The organism is Lachnospira multipara LB2003 (assembly GCF_000702205.1).
Lineage (GTDB): Bacteria > Bacillota > Clostridia > Lachnospirales > Lachnospiraceae > Lachnospira > Lachnospira multipara_A.
Genome location: NZ_JNKW01000004.1, coordinates 228394 through 245825, shown reverse-complemented (window position 1 = coordinate 245825; position 17432 = coordinate 228394). Strand labels below are relative to the sequence as shown.

Below are 17432 nucleotides of genomic sequence, written 5' to 3'. Positions count from 1 at the left end.
AACAAATTTTTATTTAATGGAGGAATTCAACATGAATATTTCAGGACAGGAATTTATTAGTGCTATGTCAGCAATTGGTGCAGGTATCGCAATGATCGCCGGTGTTGGACCTGGTGTAGGTCAGGGTATTGCCGCAGGTCACGGTGCTTCAGCAGTAGGTCGTAACCCAGGTGCTCAGTCACAGATTCAGTCTACTATGTTACTTGGTCAGGCTGTTGCAGAAACAACAGGTCTTTACGGTTTCGCTGTAGCTATTATCTTAATGTTCGTTAAGCCTTTTAAGTAAGATTTAAACAAGTTTAACTTGTATACGAAGTAAGATAATAGAAAGGAGGCCTACAAGTGAATTTGTTAGGAAGTACAGCAATTGTCCTTGAAGGACGATTATTTGGCTTGGATGCACAGCTCCTTTTTGATGCTGCAATAACATTAATAAATGTATTTATCCTATTTATTCTACTTTCATATATCCTTTTTAATCCGGTACGTAACATGTTAAAGAAGCGTCAGGATAAGATAACTAACGATATTGAAGGTGCTGCTAAGGATAGAGAAGATGCCCTTGCTATGAAGCAGGAATATGAGGCTAAGCTTAAGGCTGCTAATAAAGAAGCAGAAGGTATTTTAAGCGATGCTAGAAGAACTGGCGAGCACAATAAGCAGAAGCTTATTGATGAAGGCAAGGAAGAAGCAGCTAGAATTATTGCACAGGCTAATAAGGAAGCAGAGCTTGAAAAGCAGAAGGTTGCTGATGAAGTTAAACAGCAGATCGTTGTTGTTGCTGCAGCAATGGCTTCTAAGTTAGTTTCTAAGTCAATTAATGAAAGCGACAGTAATGCTCTTATTGAAGAGACTTTAAACGAAATGGGTGATAAAACATGGCTAAGCTAGTAGAGACAACCTACGGTGATGCTTTGTTTGAATTAGCTGTTTCTGAATCTAGTATGGATACATTATATGAAGAGGCATTAGCCGTAATTGAAAGCTTTAAAGCTAATCCAGATTTAGAAAAGCTTCTCGCACACCCAAAGGTTGAAAAAGAAGAAAAAGAAACAGTTATTAAGAATGTTTTTGAAAAATTTGTCTCAAAGGACATGACAGGTTTATTAACACTCATGGTTTCTAAGGACAGACAAGGAAACATTGTTGATACATTAGAGTACTTTGTTGGAAAAGTACTTGAATATAAGAAGATCGGCATTGCTTATGTAACTACTGCTAGTGAGCTTACAGATGCCCAGAAAAAAGCAGTAGAAGATAAGCTTCTTGCTACAACAAACTATAAGGAATTCAAGATAAACTACTCAATAGATGAAAGTCTTATTGCTGGTATGATTATTAGAATTAAAGATAGAGTTGTAGATAGTAGCATAAAAACTAAACTTGCCAATATGGCTAATGAACTTAGTGGTATTCAGTTAGCTTAGTTTAAAAATAAACTTTAAGAAAGGGTTTCTAAACAATGAATTTAAGACCGGAAGAAATCAGTTCAGTTATAAAAGAACAGATTAAAAGATATTCTACCGAACTTGAAGTATCAGATGTTGGTACAGTAATTCAGGTTGCGGATGGTATCGCCCGTGTTCACGGATTAGAGAAGGCCATGCAAGGCGAACTTCTTGAATTCCCTGGCGAAGTATACGGTATGGTATTAAACCTTGAAGAGGATAACGTAGGTGCCGTATTACTTGGTTCAAACAAGAACATTAACGAAGGTGATACAGTAAAGACAACTGGCCGAGTTGTTGAGGTTCCAGTTGGTGATGCATTGACAGGAAGAGTTGTTAACGCCCTTGGTCAGCCTATTGATGGCAAGGGACCTTTAAACACAACTAAGTTCCGTCAGATTGAAAGAGTTGCCTCAGGTGTTATCACAAGAAAGTCAGTTGATACACCACTCCAGACAGGTATTAAGGCTATTGATGCCATGGTACCAATTGGTAGAGGACAGAGAGAGTTAATTATCGGTGACCGTCAGACAGGTAAGACAGCCATCGCAATTGATACAATTATTAACCAGAAGGGCCAGGGCGTACATTGTATTTATGTAGCTATTGGTCAGAAGGCTTCAACAGTTGCAACAATCGTTAAGACACTTGAGGAATATGGCGCTATGTCATATACAACTGTAGTAGCAGCTACTGCTTCAGAGCTTGCTCCATTACAGTATATTGCTCCTTATGCAGGTTGTGCTATTGGTGAAGAGTGGATGGAAAACGGTGAAGATGTATTAGTAGTATACGATGATTTAAGTAAGCATGCTGCTGCATACCGTACATTATCACTTCTTTTAAAGAGAGCTCCAGGTCGTGAAGCTTACCCTGGTGATGTATTCTATTTACATTCAAGATTATTAGAGAGAGCTGCTAGAATGTCAGAGGAATATGGTGGAGGTTCACTTACAGCACTTCCTATCATTGAAACTCAGGCAGGTGATGTTTCAGCATATATTCCAACTAATGTAATTTCTATTACAGATGGTCAGATTTATCTTGAAACAGAAATGTTCAACTCAGGTTTCAGACCAGCTATTAATGCCGGTTTATCTGTATCTAGAGTTGGTGGTGCTGCTCAGATTAAGGCTATTAAGAAGATTTCAGCTCCTATCAGAACTGAGTTAGCTCAGTTTAGAGAGTTAGCTTCATTTGCTCAGTTTGGTTCAGACTTAGATGCTGATACAAGAGAGAAGTTAGCACAGGGTGAAAGAATCAGAGAAATGCTTAAGCAGCCTCAGTATAAGCCAATGCCAGTAGAGTATCAGGTAATTATTATCTATGCAGTAACAAGAAAGTATGTACTTGATATTCCAACTGAGAAGATTGGTGAATTTGAAACAGGTTTATTTGACTTCATCAATACAAAATATCCTACAATTCCTGAACAGATTAAAGAATCTAAGGAATTATCAGAGGAAAATGAAAAAGCACTTGTTAATGCTATTGAAGAATTCAAAAAGAGTTTTAAGTAATATTTGCAAATGTAATGAGTTAAGATTTAACAGTTACGTTTGTTAGCTTTAGGAAACGGAGGTAAAATTTTATGGCCTCAATGAGAGACATAAAAAGACGTAGAGACAGTATACAAAGCACTGGTCAGATTACCAAAGCGATGAAGCTCGTTTCCACTGTTAAGTTACAAAAAGCTAAGGGTAAGGCAGAATCAACAAAGCCATACTCAGATCTTATGTATGATACTGTTAGTAGTATTTTAGCTAAGTCAGGAAATATTAATCATAAATATTTAGTTGCTGGTGAATCTACTAAAAAAGCAGTGATTACAATAACAGGTAACAGAGGATTAGCGGGTGGTTACAACTCAAATATTGAAAAACTCATTTTTAATAGCGGTTTTAATAAAAGTGATGTGGATATAATTGCAATCGGTACTAAGGGTAGAGATGCTCTTAAAAGAAAAGGCTATAATATTGCTAAGGATTATTCTGATGTAATTAATGAGCCACTTTATACTGATGCTAAGGAAATTTGCGAAGAACTTCTTGAAAGGTTCGCAGCAGGTGAAATAGGTGAGATTTATCTTGCATATACATCATTTAAGAATACAGTAGTACATGTTCCTAAGCTTATTAAGTTATTACCAGTATCAACTGATGACTTAAAGGGCGAAGAGGACAAAAAGGAAGTAGACACAACTCCAATGAGCTATGAGCCAGAGGAAGATGAAGCACTTGATATGATCATACCAAAGTATGTATGCTCACTTATTTATGGTGCATTAATCGAATCTGTTGCCAGTGAAAATGGTGCTCGTATGCAGGCAATGGATAACGCTACAAGTAATGCCGAAGATCTTATTTCAACACTTTCTCTTCAGTACAACAGAGCTCGTCAGAGTGCTATTACTCAGGAGATTACAGAGATCATTGGTGGTGCCAACGCTACTGGCTAAAAAAGAGTGCTTAATTTAAGTTATACTGTTAGATTTTATATAAATCTTTTATTTAACTAATAATGGAGGTTAGTAATGGCAGAGAAGAATATCGGTAAGATTACTCAGATCATCAGTGCCGTAATTGATATTAAGTTCACTGAGGGTAATCTTCCAGAAATTAATTCAGCCATCAACATAAAGACTAATGACGGCGGCAAGCTCGTTGTAGAGGTTGCACAGCATCTTGGTGATGATACAGTTAGATGTATTGCCCTTGGTCCTACAGATGGTTTGGTTAGAGGTATGGAAGCAGAAGCTACAGGAAAGCCAATTTCTGTTCCAGTTGGTGAAAACACACTTGGACGTATCTTTAACGTATTAGGTGATCCTATTGATAACAAGCCAGCTCCAGATGTAGAAGAGTATATGCCTATTCATAGACAGGCTCCTACTTTTGCAGAGCAGGCTACAAACACAGAAATCCTAGAAACAGGTATCAAGGTAGTAGATTTACTTTGCCCTTACCAGAAGGGTGGTAAGATCGGTCTATTCGGTGGTGCCGGTGTAGGTAAGACAGTTCTTATTCAGGAACTTATTAGAAATATCGCTACAGAGCACGGTGGATATTCAGTATTCACAGGTGTAGGTGAGCGTACTAGAGAGGGTAACGACCTTTACCATGAAATGATGGAATCAGGCGTTATCGAGAAGACAACAATGGTATTTGGTCAGATGAACGAACCACCTGGAGCTAGAATGAGAGTTGGTTTAACAGGTCTTACAATGGCTGAGTACTTCAGAGATAAGGGTGGAAAGGATGTACTTCTTTTCATCGATAATATCTACAGATTTACTCAGGCAGGTTCAGAGGTTTCAGCCTTACTTGGACGTATGCCATCAGCCGTTGGTTACCAGCCAACACTTCAGACTGAAATGGGTGCTCTTCAGGAGCGTATCACATCTACAAAGAACGGTTCTATCACTTCAGTTCAGGCCGTTTATGTACCTGCGGATGATTTAACTGACCCAGCGCCAGCTACAACATTCGCCCATCTTGATGCTACAACAGTTCTTTCACGTTCAATCGTAGAACTTGGTATCTACCCAGCTGTAGATCCACTTGAATCAACATCAAGAATCCTTGACCCAAGAGTCGTAGGTGAAGAACATTATAAGACAGCTCGTGCTGTTCAGGAAATCTTACAAAGATATAAGGAATTACAGGATATTATCGCTATCTTAGGTATGGATGAATTATCTGAAGATGATAAGCTTGTAGTTTCTAGAGCAAGAAAGGTACAGAGATTCTTATCTCAGCCATTCTTCGTTGCTGGACAGTTTACAGGTCTTGAAGGTAAGTATGTACCAATTCAGGAAACAATTCGTGGATTTAGAGAAATTCTTGAAGGTAAGCATGATGATATTCCAGAAAGTTACTTCTTAAACTGCGGTAGCATTGATGATGTATTAGCTAAGGTTAAGTAATAAATCTTTATTCTAAACTGATAGTTAATAATAGATGCTTAGCATGTAAAGGAGGATACCATGGCAGAGACTATGAAGCTTCTGGTTAATACACCAGATAGAGTTTTTTACAATGACGATACAGTTACTATGGTTGAGTTAGCTACATCTGAAGGGGAAATAGGTGTTTTTCCACAGCATATTCCTCTTACATCAGTAGTTGTACCATGTGTACTTAAGATTCATCATGGTAATGATGTGGAAAAAGCTGCTATTCATGGTGGTATCATCGAAATCCTTAAGGATAAGGTGACAATCCTTGCAGAAGTTGCAGAGTGGCCTGATGAAATTGATGTTAATAGAGCTAACGAGGCTAGAGTTAGAGCTGAAAGAAGACTTGCAGCTAAAGATCCTAACCTTGATGTAGCAAGAGCAGAAATGGCATTAAAGAGATCACTTGCAAGACTTGGAGCAGCAAAATAAAAATTAGTGGGACGCGGATTTCCGCGTCCTATTTTTTTACTTAACAAGAAGGAGAAATAAAGGTATAATTTAGAGGATAGTTTTATAAAATATGGGGTTAATAAAATAATAAGAAGTAAAGATTGGAATAGCTATGGAATTAAAGGATTTTTTAGAATTAAATTTAACCGAGAAGTTATTAGATTGTACAATTTCAGCAAGAAGAAAAAAAGACGAGAAAAAGGCTTACAGAGTTAAAATAAGACCTGTTAAGATTAATGATAAATTATTATTTCAGATAGAAGAATTTGTGGGAAGACAAGCTTTTCATAAGAATCTAGAAAAGGAAGAGGCAATGAATTCTATTAAGGATTACCTTAAAGAATTTAGTCAAGCACAGTTTAATTTAACTGATGCAACAGGGTTAATTCTTGCCTCTAAATATAAAGAAGGACAAGAACAGCATTACACTATTAAACTAAAGAAAGCTAAGGAAATTAAAACAGCAAGGGATTTAAATCATAACAAGAAAAAGAAATATATATTAGAAGAGGGTATTGTGGTACCATTCCTTGTGGATTTAGGTGTAATGACTAAGGAAGGAAAAATTGTAAATTCTAGATATGATAAATTCAAGCAGATAAATAGATTTTTGGAATTTATTGAAGATATTTTGCCATCTCTATCTAAGGATAGAGAACAGACAATTATTGATTTTGGTTGCGGTAAGTCCTATTTAACTTTTGCAATGTATTATTATTTAAAAGTGTTAAAGGGATACGATATTAGAGTTATTGGCCTTGATTTAAAGGAAGATGTTATTAATAACTGCAATGTCTTAGCCCGTGACTATGGCTATGATAAATTAAACTTTTATGTAGGTGATATTGCATCCTATAAAGATGTTAATGCAGTTGATATGGTAGTTACACTTCACGCTTGTGATACAGCTACTGATTATGCCTTGGCTAATGCAGTTAAGTGGGGCGCTAAGGTTATTTTATCAGTGCCATGCTGCCAGCATGAAGCCAATAAAACAATTGATAATGAAATTCTAAAGCCAGTTATGGATTATGGAATTTTAAAGGAGAGATTAGCAGCAATTATAACAGATGCTTCAAGAGCTAAGATGCTAGAAGCTAATGGTTATGACACACAGATTCTTGAATTTATAGATATGGAACATACACCTAAGAATCTATTAATTCGAGCTGTTAAGTCAAAGGGGGAGAATAAAGAGGCTAGACTTCTTAATGACACAATGAATAAGGCTTTAAATGTGGATTTGACTTTATCAAAGCTAATATAACAAAGATGGGAGACAATAATGGAGACTAGAAAAATTCTAGAAATGAAGCACTGGATATTAGGTGCGATATTTTTAGTAACGGGAATACTTACTTTTTTAACAATGCAATTAGAAGCTGAAGAGGCATCATATACAACCATGTCTGAGGCAACTCTGCCAACTGTTGCATTTCTTGATAATGATAACAGAACATACAATTTAATGCATGGTTACACAGATGAAATAGACTTAACTCTAGAGAACGAGTCTATAACTCCAATTGGAACTAATAGAGTTGTAAAAGCCTATGTTAATACATATGGGACAGAAATTAATAAAATTAGTTTTAAAGTGCGTGATTTAGAAACTAATGAATTATATGAGAATACGGAAGTTGAAGATTATAGTGTTATAGATAATGCTATTAATCTTGAGTTTACACTAAAGAATCTAATTGAGGATGATAAAAAATACTCATTAGAGATAACCCTTAATTTAAAGGGCGAAAGGGACGTTCACTATTACTCAACTATTATTAAAGGTGATAGCTACGAAATAAAGGATTATGTAGATTTTGCCTTAAATTTCAATGAGGTAACATTTAATCCAACTAGGGTAAATGAAATTGCATTGTATTTAGAAACAAGTACCAATGCTTTAAATGATAACTTTGGCCATGTGAATATTAATTCAAGTAGTTCTATGGTAACATGGGGAGATTTAACTCCATATGTGGAAAGTGATATTAATATATCCGTTAAGGATGTTAATCAAGAAATTGGCGTAGTAACCCTTGAATATAGAATGGGTGCTGAGAATACTAACGGTAGCTACGATACTTATAAGGTTTGTGAGTATTACAGAATCAGAAAAACAGCTTCAAGATTTTATTTGTTAGGATATGAACGTGATGCTGATCAGATTTTTGATGCTAAGAACGATTTAGTAACCACAACTAAGATTAATCTAGGTATTACATCTAATACTGATGTTAATATGAAGGCTGATGAAGAAGGCAAATATAATTATTTTGAAAATAACGGCTCCTTATGGTGTTATAGCACTGTAGATAATACATTTACTAGTGTTTTCAGCTTTGCAAGTGAAGATACAGATAATGTTAGAGAGGATTATAATGCTCACGATTTTAGAATAATTACGGTAGATGCTAATGGAGATGCCACATTTGTTGTTCGTGGATATATGAATAGAGGTGAACATGAGGGAAGAGTTGGTATTTCATTGTATCATTATGATTATTCTGATAATGAGGTTAAAGAAGCGCTTTTTATACCTCTTAATACAAGCTACACAATTATGTCAGAGAACACAGCAGGTATTTCATATCTTAATGAAAATATGTATTATTGCTTAATTGACGATACCTTATATTCAATTGACATAACAAGTTTGGAAATTATGGAAATTGTATCTAACTTAACAGAGGGAACATATGCAGTTTCTGCGGATGGTTCAACAATTTGTTATAGTACAACAGGAGATTTATATAACACAGATACACTTAGAATTTACAATATCTCTAATAGCTCTGACTATGAGATTAAAGCGGGTGAAGGTGAAGTTCTATCGGTTATAGGATTTATTGATAACGATTGTATTTATGGAATCGCTAATAAATCTGATGTTGTTAGAGATGAGTTAGGAAATGTCACATTTGCTATGAAAAAGGTAAATGTTATTGATAAGGATTACAATATCATTAAGGAATATGGCGATGGTAATTATTATATTACAGGAGCTAAGATTGATGGTAAGAGAGTAACTCTAGATAGAGCAACTAAGACTGATACAGGTTTTGCAACTGCACCGATTGATCAGCTTATAAATAAAGATGAGAATGTGGTTGAGAAGGAATTAAGTGTTATAACTTCTGCAACAGATGCAAGATTAACAGAAACAAGAATTGTATTATTTAGTAAGGCTCCATCACTAAATGGTGTTTCATTTAGAGCTTCGCAAAAAATTGTCTATAACGAGAAAAAGTGGCTTGACTTAGATGTCTCAGTAAATGGCGAAGGTAAGTATTATGTTTATAGTTTTGGCAAATACTTATTAAGCACAAGTAATATTAATACTGCGATTAATACGGCTTATGCTAATTATGGTAGAGTGCTTGATAATAAGGGCAATGTAATCTATAACAGATACAAAGCTACAAAGGCGTCTATTAGTGCTCCTGTAGCATCTACGGGAGGAGGAGTTGTAGCTAGTCTACAAACCATAGCTAGTTTTGCAGGTGTTAATATAAATATACAAAACCTTGTTGATAGTGGAATGTCCCCAATAGATGCATTAAAAACAAGTGGTGAAATAAGTATTATTAATACCAATGGAATTACAATAGATAAGCTATTAAATTATGTAGGCAGTGGTTCAATTATTGTGGGAAAATTAGGAGATGGCTCATACTGTGTAATTACTGCATATGATTCAGACAATATAGTTTATGTATCACTTGATTCTGGAGCATCAACAACAACTACAATTTCAGCTGCAAGTAAGACCTTTAGCGCAGCTGGGGATGTATTTATAACATATGTAAAATAATAATTTAAATACAATAAAAAATATAATAAATAAGGACACATGAAAAACTGATTTAATGATAAAAATATCGTTAAATATTAAATTTTTCATGTGTCTTTTTTATTTTTAGTATATAATCAAGGTAGATGTTTTGGAGATAAGGGAATAAAGAGGGAGATAATTATGAAGGCAAAAAAGAAGAAAGGGTCTATTTTTAAGCTATTGCTTTTTAGTCTAATTCTTATGGTATTAGTGGCTTTGATTTATTACTGGCCAAGGGTTTTAAGAATTAAAGAGCTTTATAATGATGCTTGTGCCATAGCAAATAAAAGTGAACTAAGTGATTTTAATGGCTCTCAGACTACCATTATTTACGATAAGGATGGCAAAGAACTTGGTAGTATGAGGGATACCAAGGATATGTATTATGTGAAATATGATGATATTCCAGAAACACTAGTTAATGCTTTTGTGGTAATGGAAGATAGGGATTATTATAAACATCAAGGTGTGGACTATAAGGCTATAGTTAGAGCAGTAATAGCTAATAAGAAGGCCAATGAAATAGTACAGGGCGCAAGCACAATTACACAGCAGTTAGCACGTAACATATATCTAAGTCAGGATGTTACATGGGAAAGAAAAGTAGAAGAGATTTTTTTATCACAGGAATTAGAAGCTAAATATTCTAAGAAGGAGATATTAGAATTTTATCTTAATAATATTTATTTTGGTAATGGATATTATGGGGTTCAGGCAGCAGCTCTTGGATATTTTCAAAAGGGAGTAGATGAACTTGATTTATCTGAAATGGCATTTATAGCAGCAATTCCTAATAATCCAACAAAATATAATCCATTAACTAAGTATGATAACACGGTTAATAGAAGAGATATTATACTTCATGAACTTTATGAATATAATTTTATCCCAGAATTAGATTATCTTGTGGCACAAAATGAAACAGTTACACTTAATGCTAAGAAAGAAATGAATCACAATAATTCAGTTGTTACTTATGCAAGGCACTGTGCCACTGAAACGTTAATGGGGGATTATGGATTTACTTTTAGGAGCAATTTTACAAGTGAAGATGATTACAATAAATACTGTGATGAATATGAGAGCTTTTATACTTACTGTCAGCAGCTTTTAATAAGCGGTGGCTATGTAATTAACACAAGTATAGATATGAAGGCTCAGGCGGCCTTACAGGAATCTATAGATGATAATCTTTCCTGGAGTAGTGAGGTTAATGAAGATGGAGTTTATTCCCTTCAAGCTGCGGCAACATGTATAGATAATAGCACAGGTCAGGTGGTTGCCATTGTTGGGGCAAGAAGTCAGGATTTGGTTGGCTTGACTCTTAATAGGGCATATCAGAGCTATCGACAAGCAGGTAGTGCTATTAAGCCTTTAATCGTTTATTTGCCTTATTTACAGCTTGGAAACACTCCAGACACAATAGTCGTTGATCAATATATGCCAAATGGTCCTGCTAATGCAGATAATTCATATGCAGGTGAAATGACATTAAGGGATGCGGTTAAGTATTCTAAGAATACAGTGGCATGGAATATTTTCCAGGAAATAACACCAAGTGGAGGAATATCCTTCCTTTTAAATATGGGATTTCATAAGGTATGGATGGATAAAAACTACAATGCGGCAGCCCTTGGTGGATTTACTTATGGTGTATCATCAGTTGAAATGGCAGCAGCCTATGCAACTATAGCTAATGATGGATATTACAGAAATCCAACATGTATAAGTAAGATTTCTCATATAAATGGTCAGACAGTCTGGGAATCATCTGAAATTAGCAGTGAACGTATATATGAAACTAATCCATGTAAAATGATGACTAGCATGCTTGAAAGCGTAGTTGAAAGTGGTACTGGTGTTGGAGCAGCTTGTTTTAATGCAACTGTTGCAGGCAAGACAGGTACTACTAATTCCAATAAAGATGCTTGGTTTGTAGGTTATAGCAAGTATTACACCACATCTGTCTGGATGGGATATGACTATCCAGAGACTTTAACTAGTATTAATACTAAAGATATTTTTAAAGACTATATGGAACAGATTCATACAGGACTAGATAAGACTCCTTTTGAAGAGTATGATTCAACAAGTAAAAAAAGCAATGAAAAGGAATCAAGCCCTAATAAAAAAGAAAAGTCAACTATAAGTGATAATATCAATGAGACATTAAATAACAATGACAATAAAGCTAGTGATGTTAATGATTTAAGCACAAAGGCAGTTAATGAAAATGGTGAAACTATAGATGGTGGGGCAAATTCTGATATTGATAAGGATGTAAAACTAGAAGATGAGGGCGGTGGAGCCAATTCCGACGGAGATCAGGACGCCCCGACTAATAATGATTAAAAAAATATATAAAAATAAAAGCCAATAGAAAAATTTCTATTGGCTTTTATAAACATATGAACTAAAAAATTACTTACCGTAGTGTAATTCGTTATATTCTCTTACTCTATTCTGAATTCTTTCAACAGGGTTTAAGAGGTTACTAATTGATGAATCATGGTTAAGTGTATCAATGATAAGAGCCATGTACTTACTCATATCTACGTTGATATACCAAGGCTTAGATAAAAGCTCTTCTGGCTGGTAGATAAGGTTAGTTGTAAGAATCTTATCGATGATGCCCTTCTCATAAGCTTCATCAAATTTCTTAAATCCGTTAGTAAAGAGACCAAATGTTGTAGCACAGAATACTCTTCTTGCTTTACGTCTCTTAAGTTCAGAAGCAACATCAATCATTGAATCACCAGATGAAATCATATCATCGATGATAATAACATCCTTACCTTCTACATTAGTTCCAAGGAACTCATGAGCAACGATAGGATTACGTCCGTCAACGATCTTTGTATAATCTCTTCTCTTGTAGAACATACCCATATCAAGACCAAGTAAGTTAGCAAGATATACAGCACGTCCCATACCACCTTCATCAGGAGAAATAACCATCATATGATCTGAATCGATATGAAGATCATCAACACCAAGAAGAAGATATTTAACAAACTGATATGTACAAGATACAGATTCGAAGCCCTTAAGAGGGATAGCGTTCTGTACTCTTGGGTCATGAGCATCAAAAGTGATAATGTTATCAACACCCATGTTAGTTAATTCTTGAAGCATGAAAGCACAGTCAAGAGATTCTCTACCTGTTCTCTTATGCTGTCTAGACTCGTAAAGGAAAGGCATAATTACTGAAATACGTCTTGCCTTACCACCTGCAGCCATAATAACTCTCTTAAGATCAGCATAGTGATCATCAGGAGACATTCTATTAGGTACGCCGTTAAGCGAGTATGTGAGACTGTAATTAGCTACGTCAACCATGATATAAAGGTCATGACCTCTAACTGAATCGCTAAGTGTTCCCTTACCTTCACCTGAACCAAATCTTGGTGTCTTAGCATTAAGGATATAAGAATCCTTCTTGTAACCTGCTACGCTAAGAACAGTTTCGTTGTCACGCTTTTCTCTCCAATCTACAAGGTACTTATCAACCTTATCTCCCATAGCTGTGCAGCTCTTTAAAGGAATAATTCCTAATTTACCATAAGGAATAGTTGCAATATGACGTTCGTCTCGTGGCATAATATAACTCCTCCATAAAAAATAACAATAAAAAGTGACTGGTTTGTTTTGCAAAACCTATACTAATATAATCAAGTCGAAAGATAAAGTCAATGATTATTTCTCTTAAGTATTCGAATATCCTGTCCAAACAAACCTAAGAGTTTGTAGGAACTAAGCAGTCTAGAGAAAACTCTTTCAGAGTATCTATCACCAATTTCATTAATTTCCAAATTGGCAGAAATAATCATAGGTTTTTTTCGTATACTACGTTCGTTTATTATATAGAACAATCTCGAATTAGTATAAGAATTGCTGTTCTCTGTGCCTAAATCATCTATTATAAGAAGATCGGCATCTAAAAAATACTGAGTATCAACTACGTTGTCTCTATCTTTGTTAAAATCCCTGCTTTCAAAGCTTTCAAAAAATTCGATAGCAGTTAGATATATAACACTATGTGAACTGTCTAGTAATTCCTTAGCAATACAGTTTGTAAGGAATGTCTTACCAACACCTGTATTACCAGTTATTAGCAGGTTGGTAAATTCCTTGTCGAAATTACTGACAAATTTACGAACGATACCATAGACCTTCTCCATGTTCTTTCGTGCTGTAGTCTTAAAACGTGGGTCTATAACAGTATCATCGTACCATTTATATGTGAATGTATCGAAATTCTCATCTTTAATGATGTTCTTAAGATTAGAATCTCTATATACAAGATCAATGGCAATTTTTTTAAAACAAGAGCATTTCTGTTGTCCAATAAAGCCTGTATCATGGCATTTTGGACAGTTATAAATTTCATCTAGATAGTTGGCTGGCTTACCAAGAGAAATAAGTAAATCTCTCTTGTCCTGCTCTAGCTTTTTAAGCTTAGAATCTAAGATGTTGTCAATATCAGATGAATCGTTAGAACTCTTATTAATCTTAGCCTTTGCAGCTTCAAGTGAAATCTCAATAACTTTATTGTCGATTTCTTCTAGTTTAGGAGATAAAGCTTTAATCTCTTCATATCTATTATCTAGTATTCGGTTGTTTAGGCTTCTTAAATCGTCGAATGTACGCATAACAGAAGCATATTGAGTATTAGTTAAAGCCATAATTCGCTCCTTATTTACCTAAAATAAAATTATCATAGTAGTTATATATTACCACAAAATAGCGGAAAATAACTACTATGAAAATAACCAATAATTACATGTTGTCATATAAGGAATCGTAGAATTCCTGAGAATATTCCCTTTGTTGGAAATTGTTGAATTTATTAGTCTTGTTCTTAGAAGCTTGTTTATTAGTCATACTAGTTACCTTTGACGAGCTTCCGTTGTTATAGTTACTAGCCTTCTTAGCATTAAATTCTGCATCTAGTTTTGAAATATCATTTAATGACTTAATGCCAGCCTCATACCAGCCCTTTAAGATTGACTCTGCATAAGGGAAGCTAGCTTCATGAGTCTTAATAATAGTACGATTACATGCCTCAGAAATAATTTCTGGTGAGAAATTATAATTGTTGTTCCATCTTTCGATATATTCTTTCTCAGATGTAGCAAGGTCTCTGCCCTGTAATCCGAAAGCTTTTATAACACTTACTGTAACATCGCTATGATTTGTTGATTCTTCTTTAGCTTCTGCTATAGTCTTAATATTCTTCTCATTCCACGCAAGGGCAGTAGCTTCGATATATCTAATATCTGTATGACCTGTCTGAATGCAATAAGAGAATAAATAATCTATAAGTGATGATGAGAATTTAAATTCATCATAAAGGTATGCAGCTAAATTACTTTCTGTCTGCTTAAGAGGTCTACCAAGGTATGACTGAATACCAAACATAAGGAGAGAAAAATCCTCTTCATCATTTAGTTGAGCAAGTCTTTCTTTAGTAGGTGCAATCATAGATGGCCTAATGATTACATTGTTCTTAACTATAGGATTAGATTCAGCCACAGGTTTAGCTTTAGTTTCTGTTATATTATCGGTATTTTTCTTAAGGGAAATGTTTAAATCATATCCGTTGTTAGTACCGCTAGATACATGGGAAATAATATTATTAGATCTGTTATTAAGATCTTTAAGTGTAATTCCGCAGATAACACCATTTCCATTAAAATCAAGATCAAGAAGACCTTGTTTATCCCAATATCTTAAAGCTCTTATTATGTCTGATTCTGTCTGTTCAAATATATCTGCAAGAGAGGAGATGCTTAAGTTATTGTTCTTATTAGAAAGAAGTCGTAAAAGATAGAGATATACCTTGACGAATTCTCCATTAGCATTAGGTATGTATTTATCAATAAATATGTCTGGAACGGCAGTATAGTTGTTGTCAGAGTCTGTAGTTAAAGTTAAATTATGCATTTGAAACTCCCTCTTTATTATAAGTTTTGACCACTGTCTTTTAAGTCACACAGATTATAACACACTAATTTTAACTTGCAAATGTAGACAAGCTATACACATTCTGATTGTGGATATTGTGGATAATGTGGATATTTATTTCACAATTGGCTGTAAAGCCCGTAGATAGTGGCCTGTAAAAAACTGTTTATAAACAATAAAATCCACAGAAACTTAGTTCGATATTAACATAAGCTCTGTGGATAATGTGGATAACTTTGTTGAAAATTTGTTCTATTGTGAATTTATTGGTTATTTACTAAGTCTTCACCAACTTTTACAATGTCGCCGGCGCCCATAGTTATCAACAAGTCACCGTTGATACAATTTTTTTGTAAAAATTCTTCAATACCTTCAAATGTATCTATATAGTAACATTCTTTGCCTAAAGCTTTAATCTTATTGGCAAGATCTGCTGAGCTAATTCCTAAATCATCTGTTTCTCTAGCTGCATAAATCTTAGCAAGAACAACTTTATCAGCCTTTGAAAGTGCTGTTGCGAATTCATCCATTAGGGATTTTGTTCTTGTATATGTATGTGGCTGGAATACGCACCATGTTGTTTTATGTGGATAATGCTTAGCTGATTCAAGTGTTGCCTCAATTTCATCTGGATGATGTGCATAATCATCAATAACAGTTACGCCGTTAAATTCGCCCTTCTTTTGGAAACGTCTGTTAGTTCCTGTGAAGTTTAAAAGGCCCTGTTTAATGAAACTTAAGTCTATTCCTTCGTTTTGTGCTGTAGCAATTGCAGCAAGAGAGTTATAAACATTGTGTATTCCAGGAACGCTTAATTTAATACTATCTACATCAACGCCATCTTTAATTAATGTATAAGTGCAGCATCCAAACTCATCATATGTAATGTCCTTAGCGCTATACATTGACTTAGAAGGATCAGAGCCAAATGTAATAACATGACAATGCTTGTCCTTAAAGAAATATGTGTAATCTTCAATATCTGAGTTAATAATTAATGTACCAACATTGTCAGGTAATTTCTCAACAAAAAGCTTAAATGAGTGACGAATATCATCTAAGTCTTTGAAGAAATCAAGGTGATCAGCTTTAACATTTAAGATGATATTAGTTGTTGGGTTAAATGATAAGAAACTGTTAGTATATTCGCAGGCCTCTGTAATAAATATGTCTGAGCTACCAACTCTTACATTACCACCGATACTATTTAAAATACCTCCAACTGAAATTGTTGGATCTGTGTTAGCAGCCATAAAAATTTCAGTAAGCATAGATGTTGTTGTTGTCTTACCATGTGTACCAGCTACATTAATTGCTGATGGGTAGTTTTGCATAATCTGACCTAATAGTTCAGCTCTTGTTAACATAGGAATATTTTTGTTCTTAGCTTCCATAAATTCAGGGTTATCAGGATGAATGGCAGCAGTATAAACTACAACATCAATATCATCTGTTATATTTTCCTTAGCCTGAGGATAAGAAATCCTACAGCCTACAGCCTCTAAATCCTTAGTAAGATTAGATGATGCTTGATCAGAACCAGAAACTTTAAAGCCTTCCTTAACCAATATTTGTGCAAGTCCGCTCATGCTAATTCCGCCGATACCAATAAAGTGAACAGAAACTGGATTTTTAAAATCAATCTTGTACATAATAAAAAGTGCCTTCTTTCTATATTATTTAATCTAGTGTTAAATTAAAAATTATCATTTTTCCTTATCAAAAAAGTGACAAGTTCTTTCTATATTATACTTATTTATATCAAATTACAATT

At 34.6% G+C, this 17432-nt stretch carries 14 protein-coding genes; 10 read left to right on the top strand and 4 right to left on the bottom strand.

The genetic code is table 11. The features are described 5' to 3' along the window. The first annotated feature begins 31 nt into the window (after positions 1-31). The 10 genes from atpE (at position 32) to T537_RS0103740 (ending at position 12043) form a co-directional block, all read left to right on the top strand. Positions 32-286 carry an ATP synthase F0 subunit C gene (gene atpE / locus T537_RS0103785; RefSeq protein ID WP_027436914.1) on the top strand — a complete coding sequence of 85 codons (255 nt, stop codon included), beginning with the start codon at positions 32-34 and terminating at the stop codon, positions 284-286. Positions 287-342: 56 nt separating this feature from the next. Beyond that, positions 343-891, top strand: coding sequence for a F0F1 ATP synthase subunit B (gene atpF / locus T537_RS0103780; protein WP_330372386.1), 549 nt, complete (start codon positions 343-345; stop codon positions 889-891). Next, positions 879-1427 (top strand): ATP synthase F1 subunit delta, encoded by a 549-nt coding sequence (gene atpH, locus T537_RS0103775; protein WP_031556389.1) that lies wholly within the window; start codon positions 879-881, stop codon positions 1425-1427. The genes atpF and atpH overlap by 13 nt, the downstream gene beginning before the upstream one ends. A gap of 35 nt (positions 1428-1462) precedes the next feature. Further along, entirely contained in the window at positions 1463-2968 is a 1506-nt protein-coding gene (gene atpA / locus T537_RS0103770) for a F0F1 ATP synthase subunit alpha (RefSeq protein WP_027436917.1), read from the top strand. A 71-nt stretch (positions 2969-3039) separates the two neighbouring features. After that, positions 3040-3906, top strand: a complete 867-nt coding sequence (gene atpG / locus T537_RS0103765; RefSeq protein ID WP_027436918.1) for an ATP synthase F1 subunit gamma — start codon at positions 3040-3042, stop codon at positions 3904-3906. A 75-nt stretch (positions 3907-3981) separates the two neighbouring features. Further along, complete coding sequence (gene atpD, locus T537_RS0103760) at positions 3982-5373, top strand: F0F1 ATP synthase subunit beta (protein ID WP_031556386.1); 1392 nt, start codon at positions 3982-3984, stop codon at positions 5371-5373. Positions 5374-5433: 60 nt separating this feature from the next. Beyond that, positions 5434-5835, top strand: coding sequence for an ATP synthase F1 subunit epsilon (gene atpC, locus T537_RS0103755; RefSeq protein WP_027436920.1), 402 nt, complete (start codon positions 5434-5436; stop codon positions 5833-5835). A gap of 133 nt (positions 5836-5968) precedes the next feature. Further along, positions 5969-7123 (top strand): class I SAM-dependent methyltransferase, encoded by a 1155-nt coding sequence (locus T537_RS0103750; RefSeq protein WP_031556384.1) that lies wholly within the window; start codon positions 5969-5971, stop codon positions 7121-7123. An 18-nt stretch (positions 7124-7141) separates the two neighbouring features. Next, on the top strand, positions 7142-9670 hold the full coding sequence (locus T537_RS0103745) for a hypothetical protein (protein ID WP_031556381.1): 2529 nt from the start codon (positions 7142-7144) through the stop codon (positions 9668-9670). A gap of 162 nt (positions 9671-9832) precedes the next feature. Beyond that, the gene (locus tag T537_RS0103740; RefSeq protein WP_034244210.1) at positions 9833-12043 is read left to right on the top strand and encodes a transglycosylase domain-containing protein; all 2211 of its coding nucleotides are present in this window, start codon (positions 9833-9835) and stop codon (positions 12041-12043) included. Positions 12044-12112: 69 nt separating this feature from the next. On the opposite strand, the gene T537_RS0103735 is transcribed toward T537_RS0103740, so the two are convergent. The 4 genes from T537_RS0103735 to murC form a co-directional block, all read right to left on the bottom strand. Next, positions 12113-13291 carry a ribose-phosphate pyrophosphokinase gene (locus T537_RS0103735; RefSeq protein ID WP_031556377.1) on the bottom strand — a complete coding sequence of 393 codons (1179 nt, stop codon included), beginning with the start codon at positions 13289-13291 and terminating at the stop codon, positions 12113-12115. Between the two features lie 89 nt (positions 13292-13380). Further along, a complete protein-coding gene (locus T537_RS0103730; protein ID WP_027436924.1) occupies positions 13381-14376 on the bottom strand; it encodes an ATP-binding protein in 996 nt (331 codons plus the stop codon). Positions 14377-14470: 94 nt separating this feature from the next. Continuing rightward, a complete protein-coding gene (locus T537_RS0103725; RefSeq protein ID WP_031556375.1) occupies positions 14471-15637 on the bottom strand; it encodes a DnaD domain protein in 1167 nt (388 codons plus the stop codon). A gap of 284 nt (positions 15638-15921) precedes the next feature. Continuing rightward, complete coding sequence (gene murC / locus T537_RS0103720; protein WP_031556373.1) at positions 15922-17310, bottom strand: UDP-N-acetylmuramate--L-alanine ligase; 1389 nt, start codon at positions 17308-17310, stop codon at positions 15922-15924. Between the last annotated feature and the right edge of the window lie 122 nt (positions 17311-17432).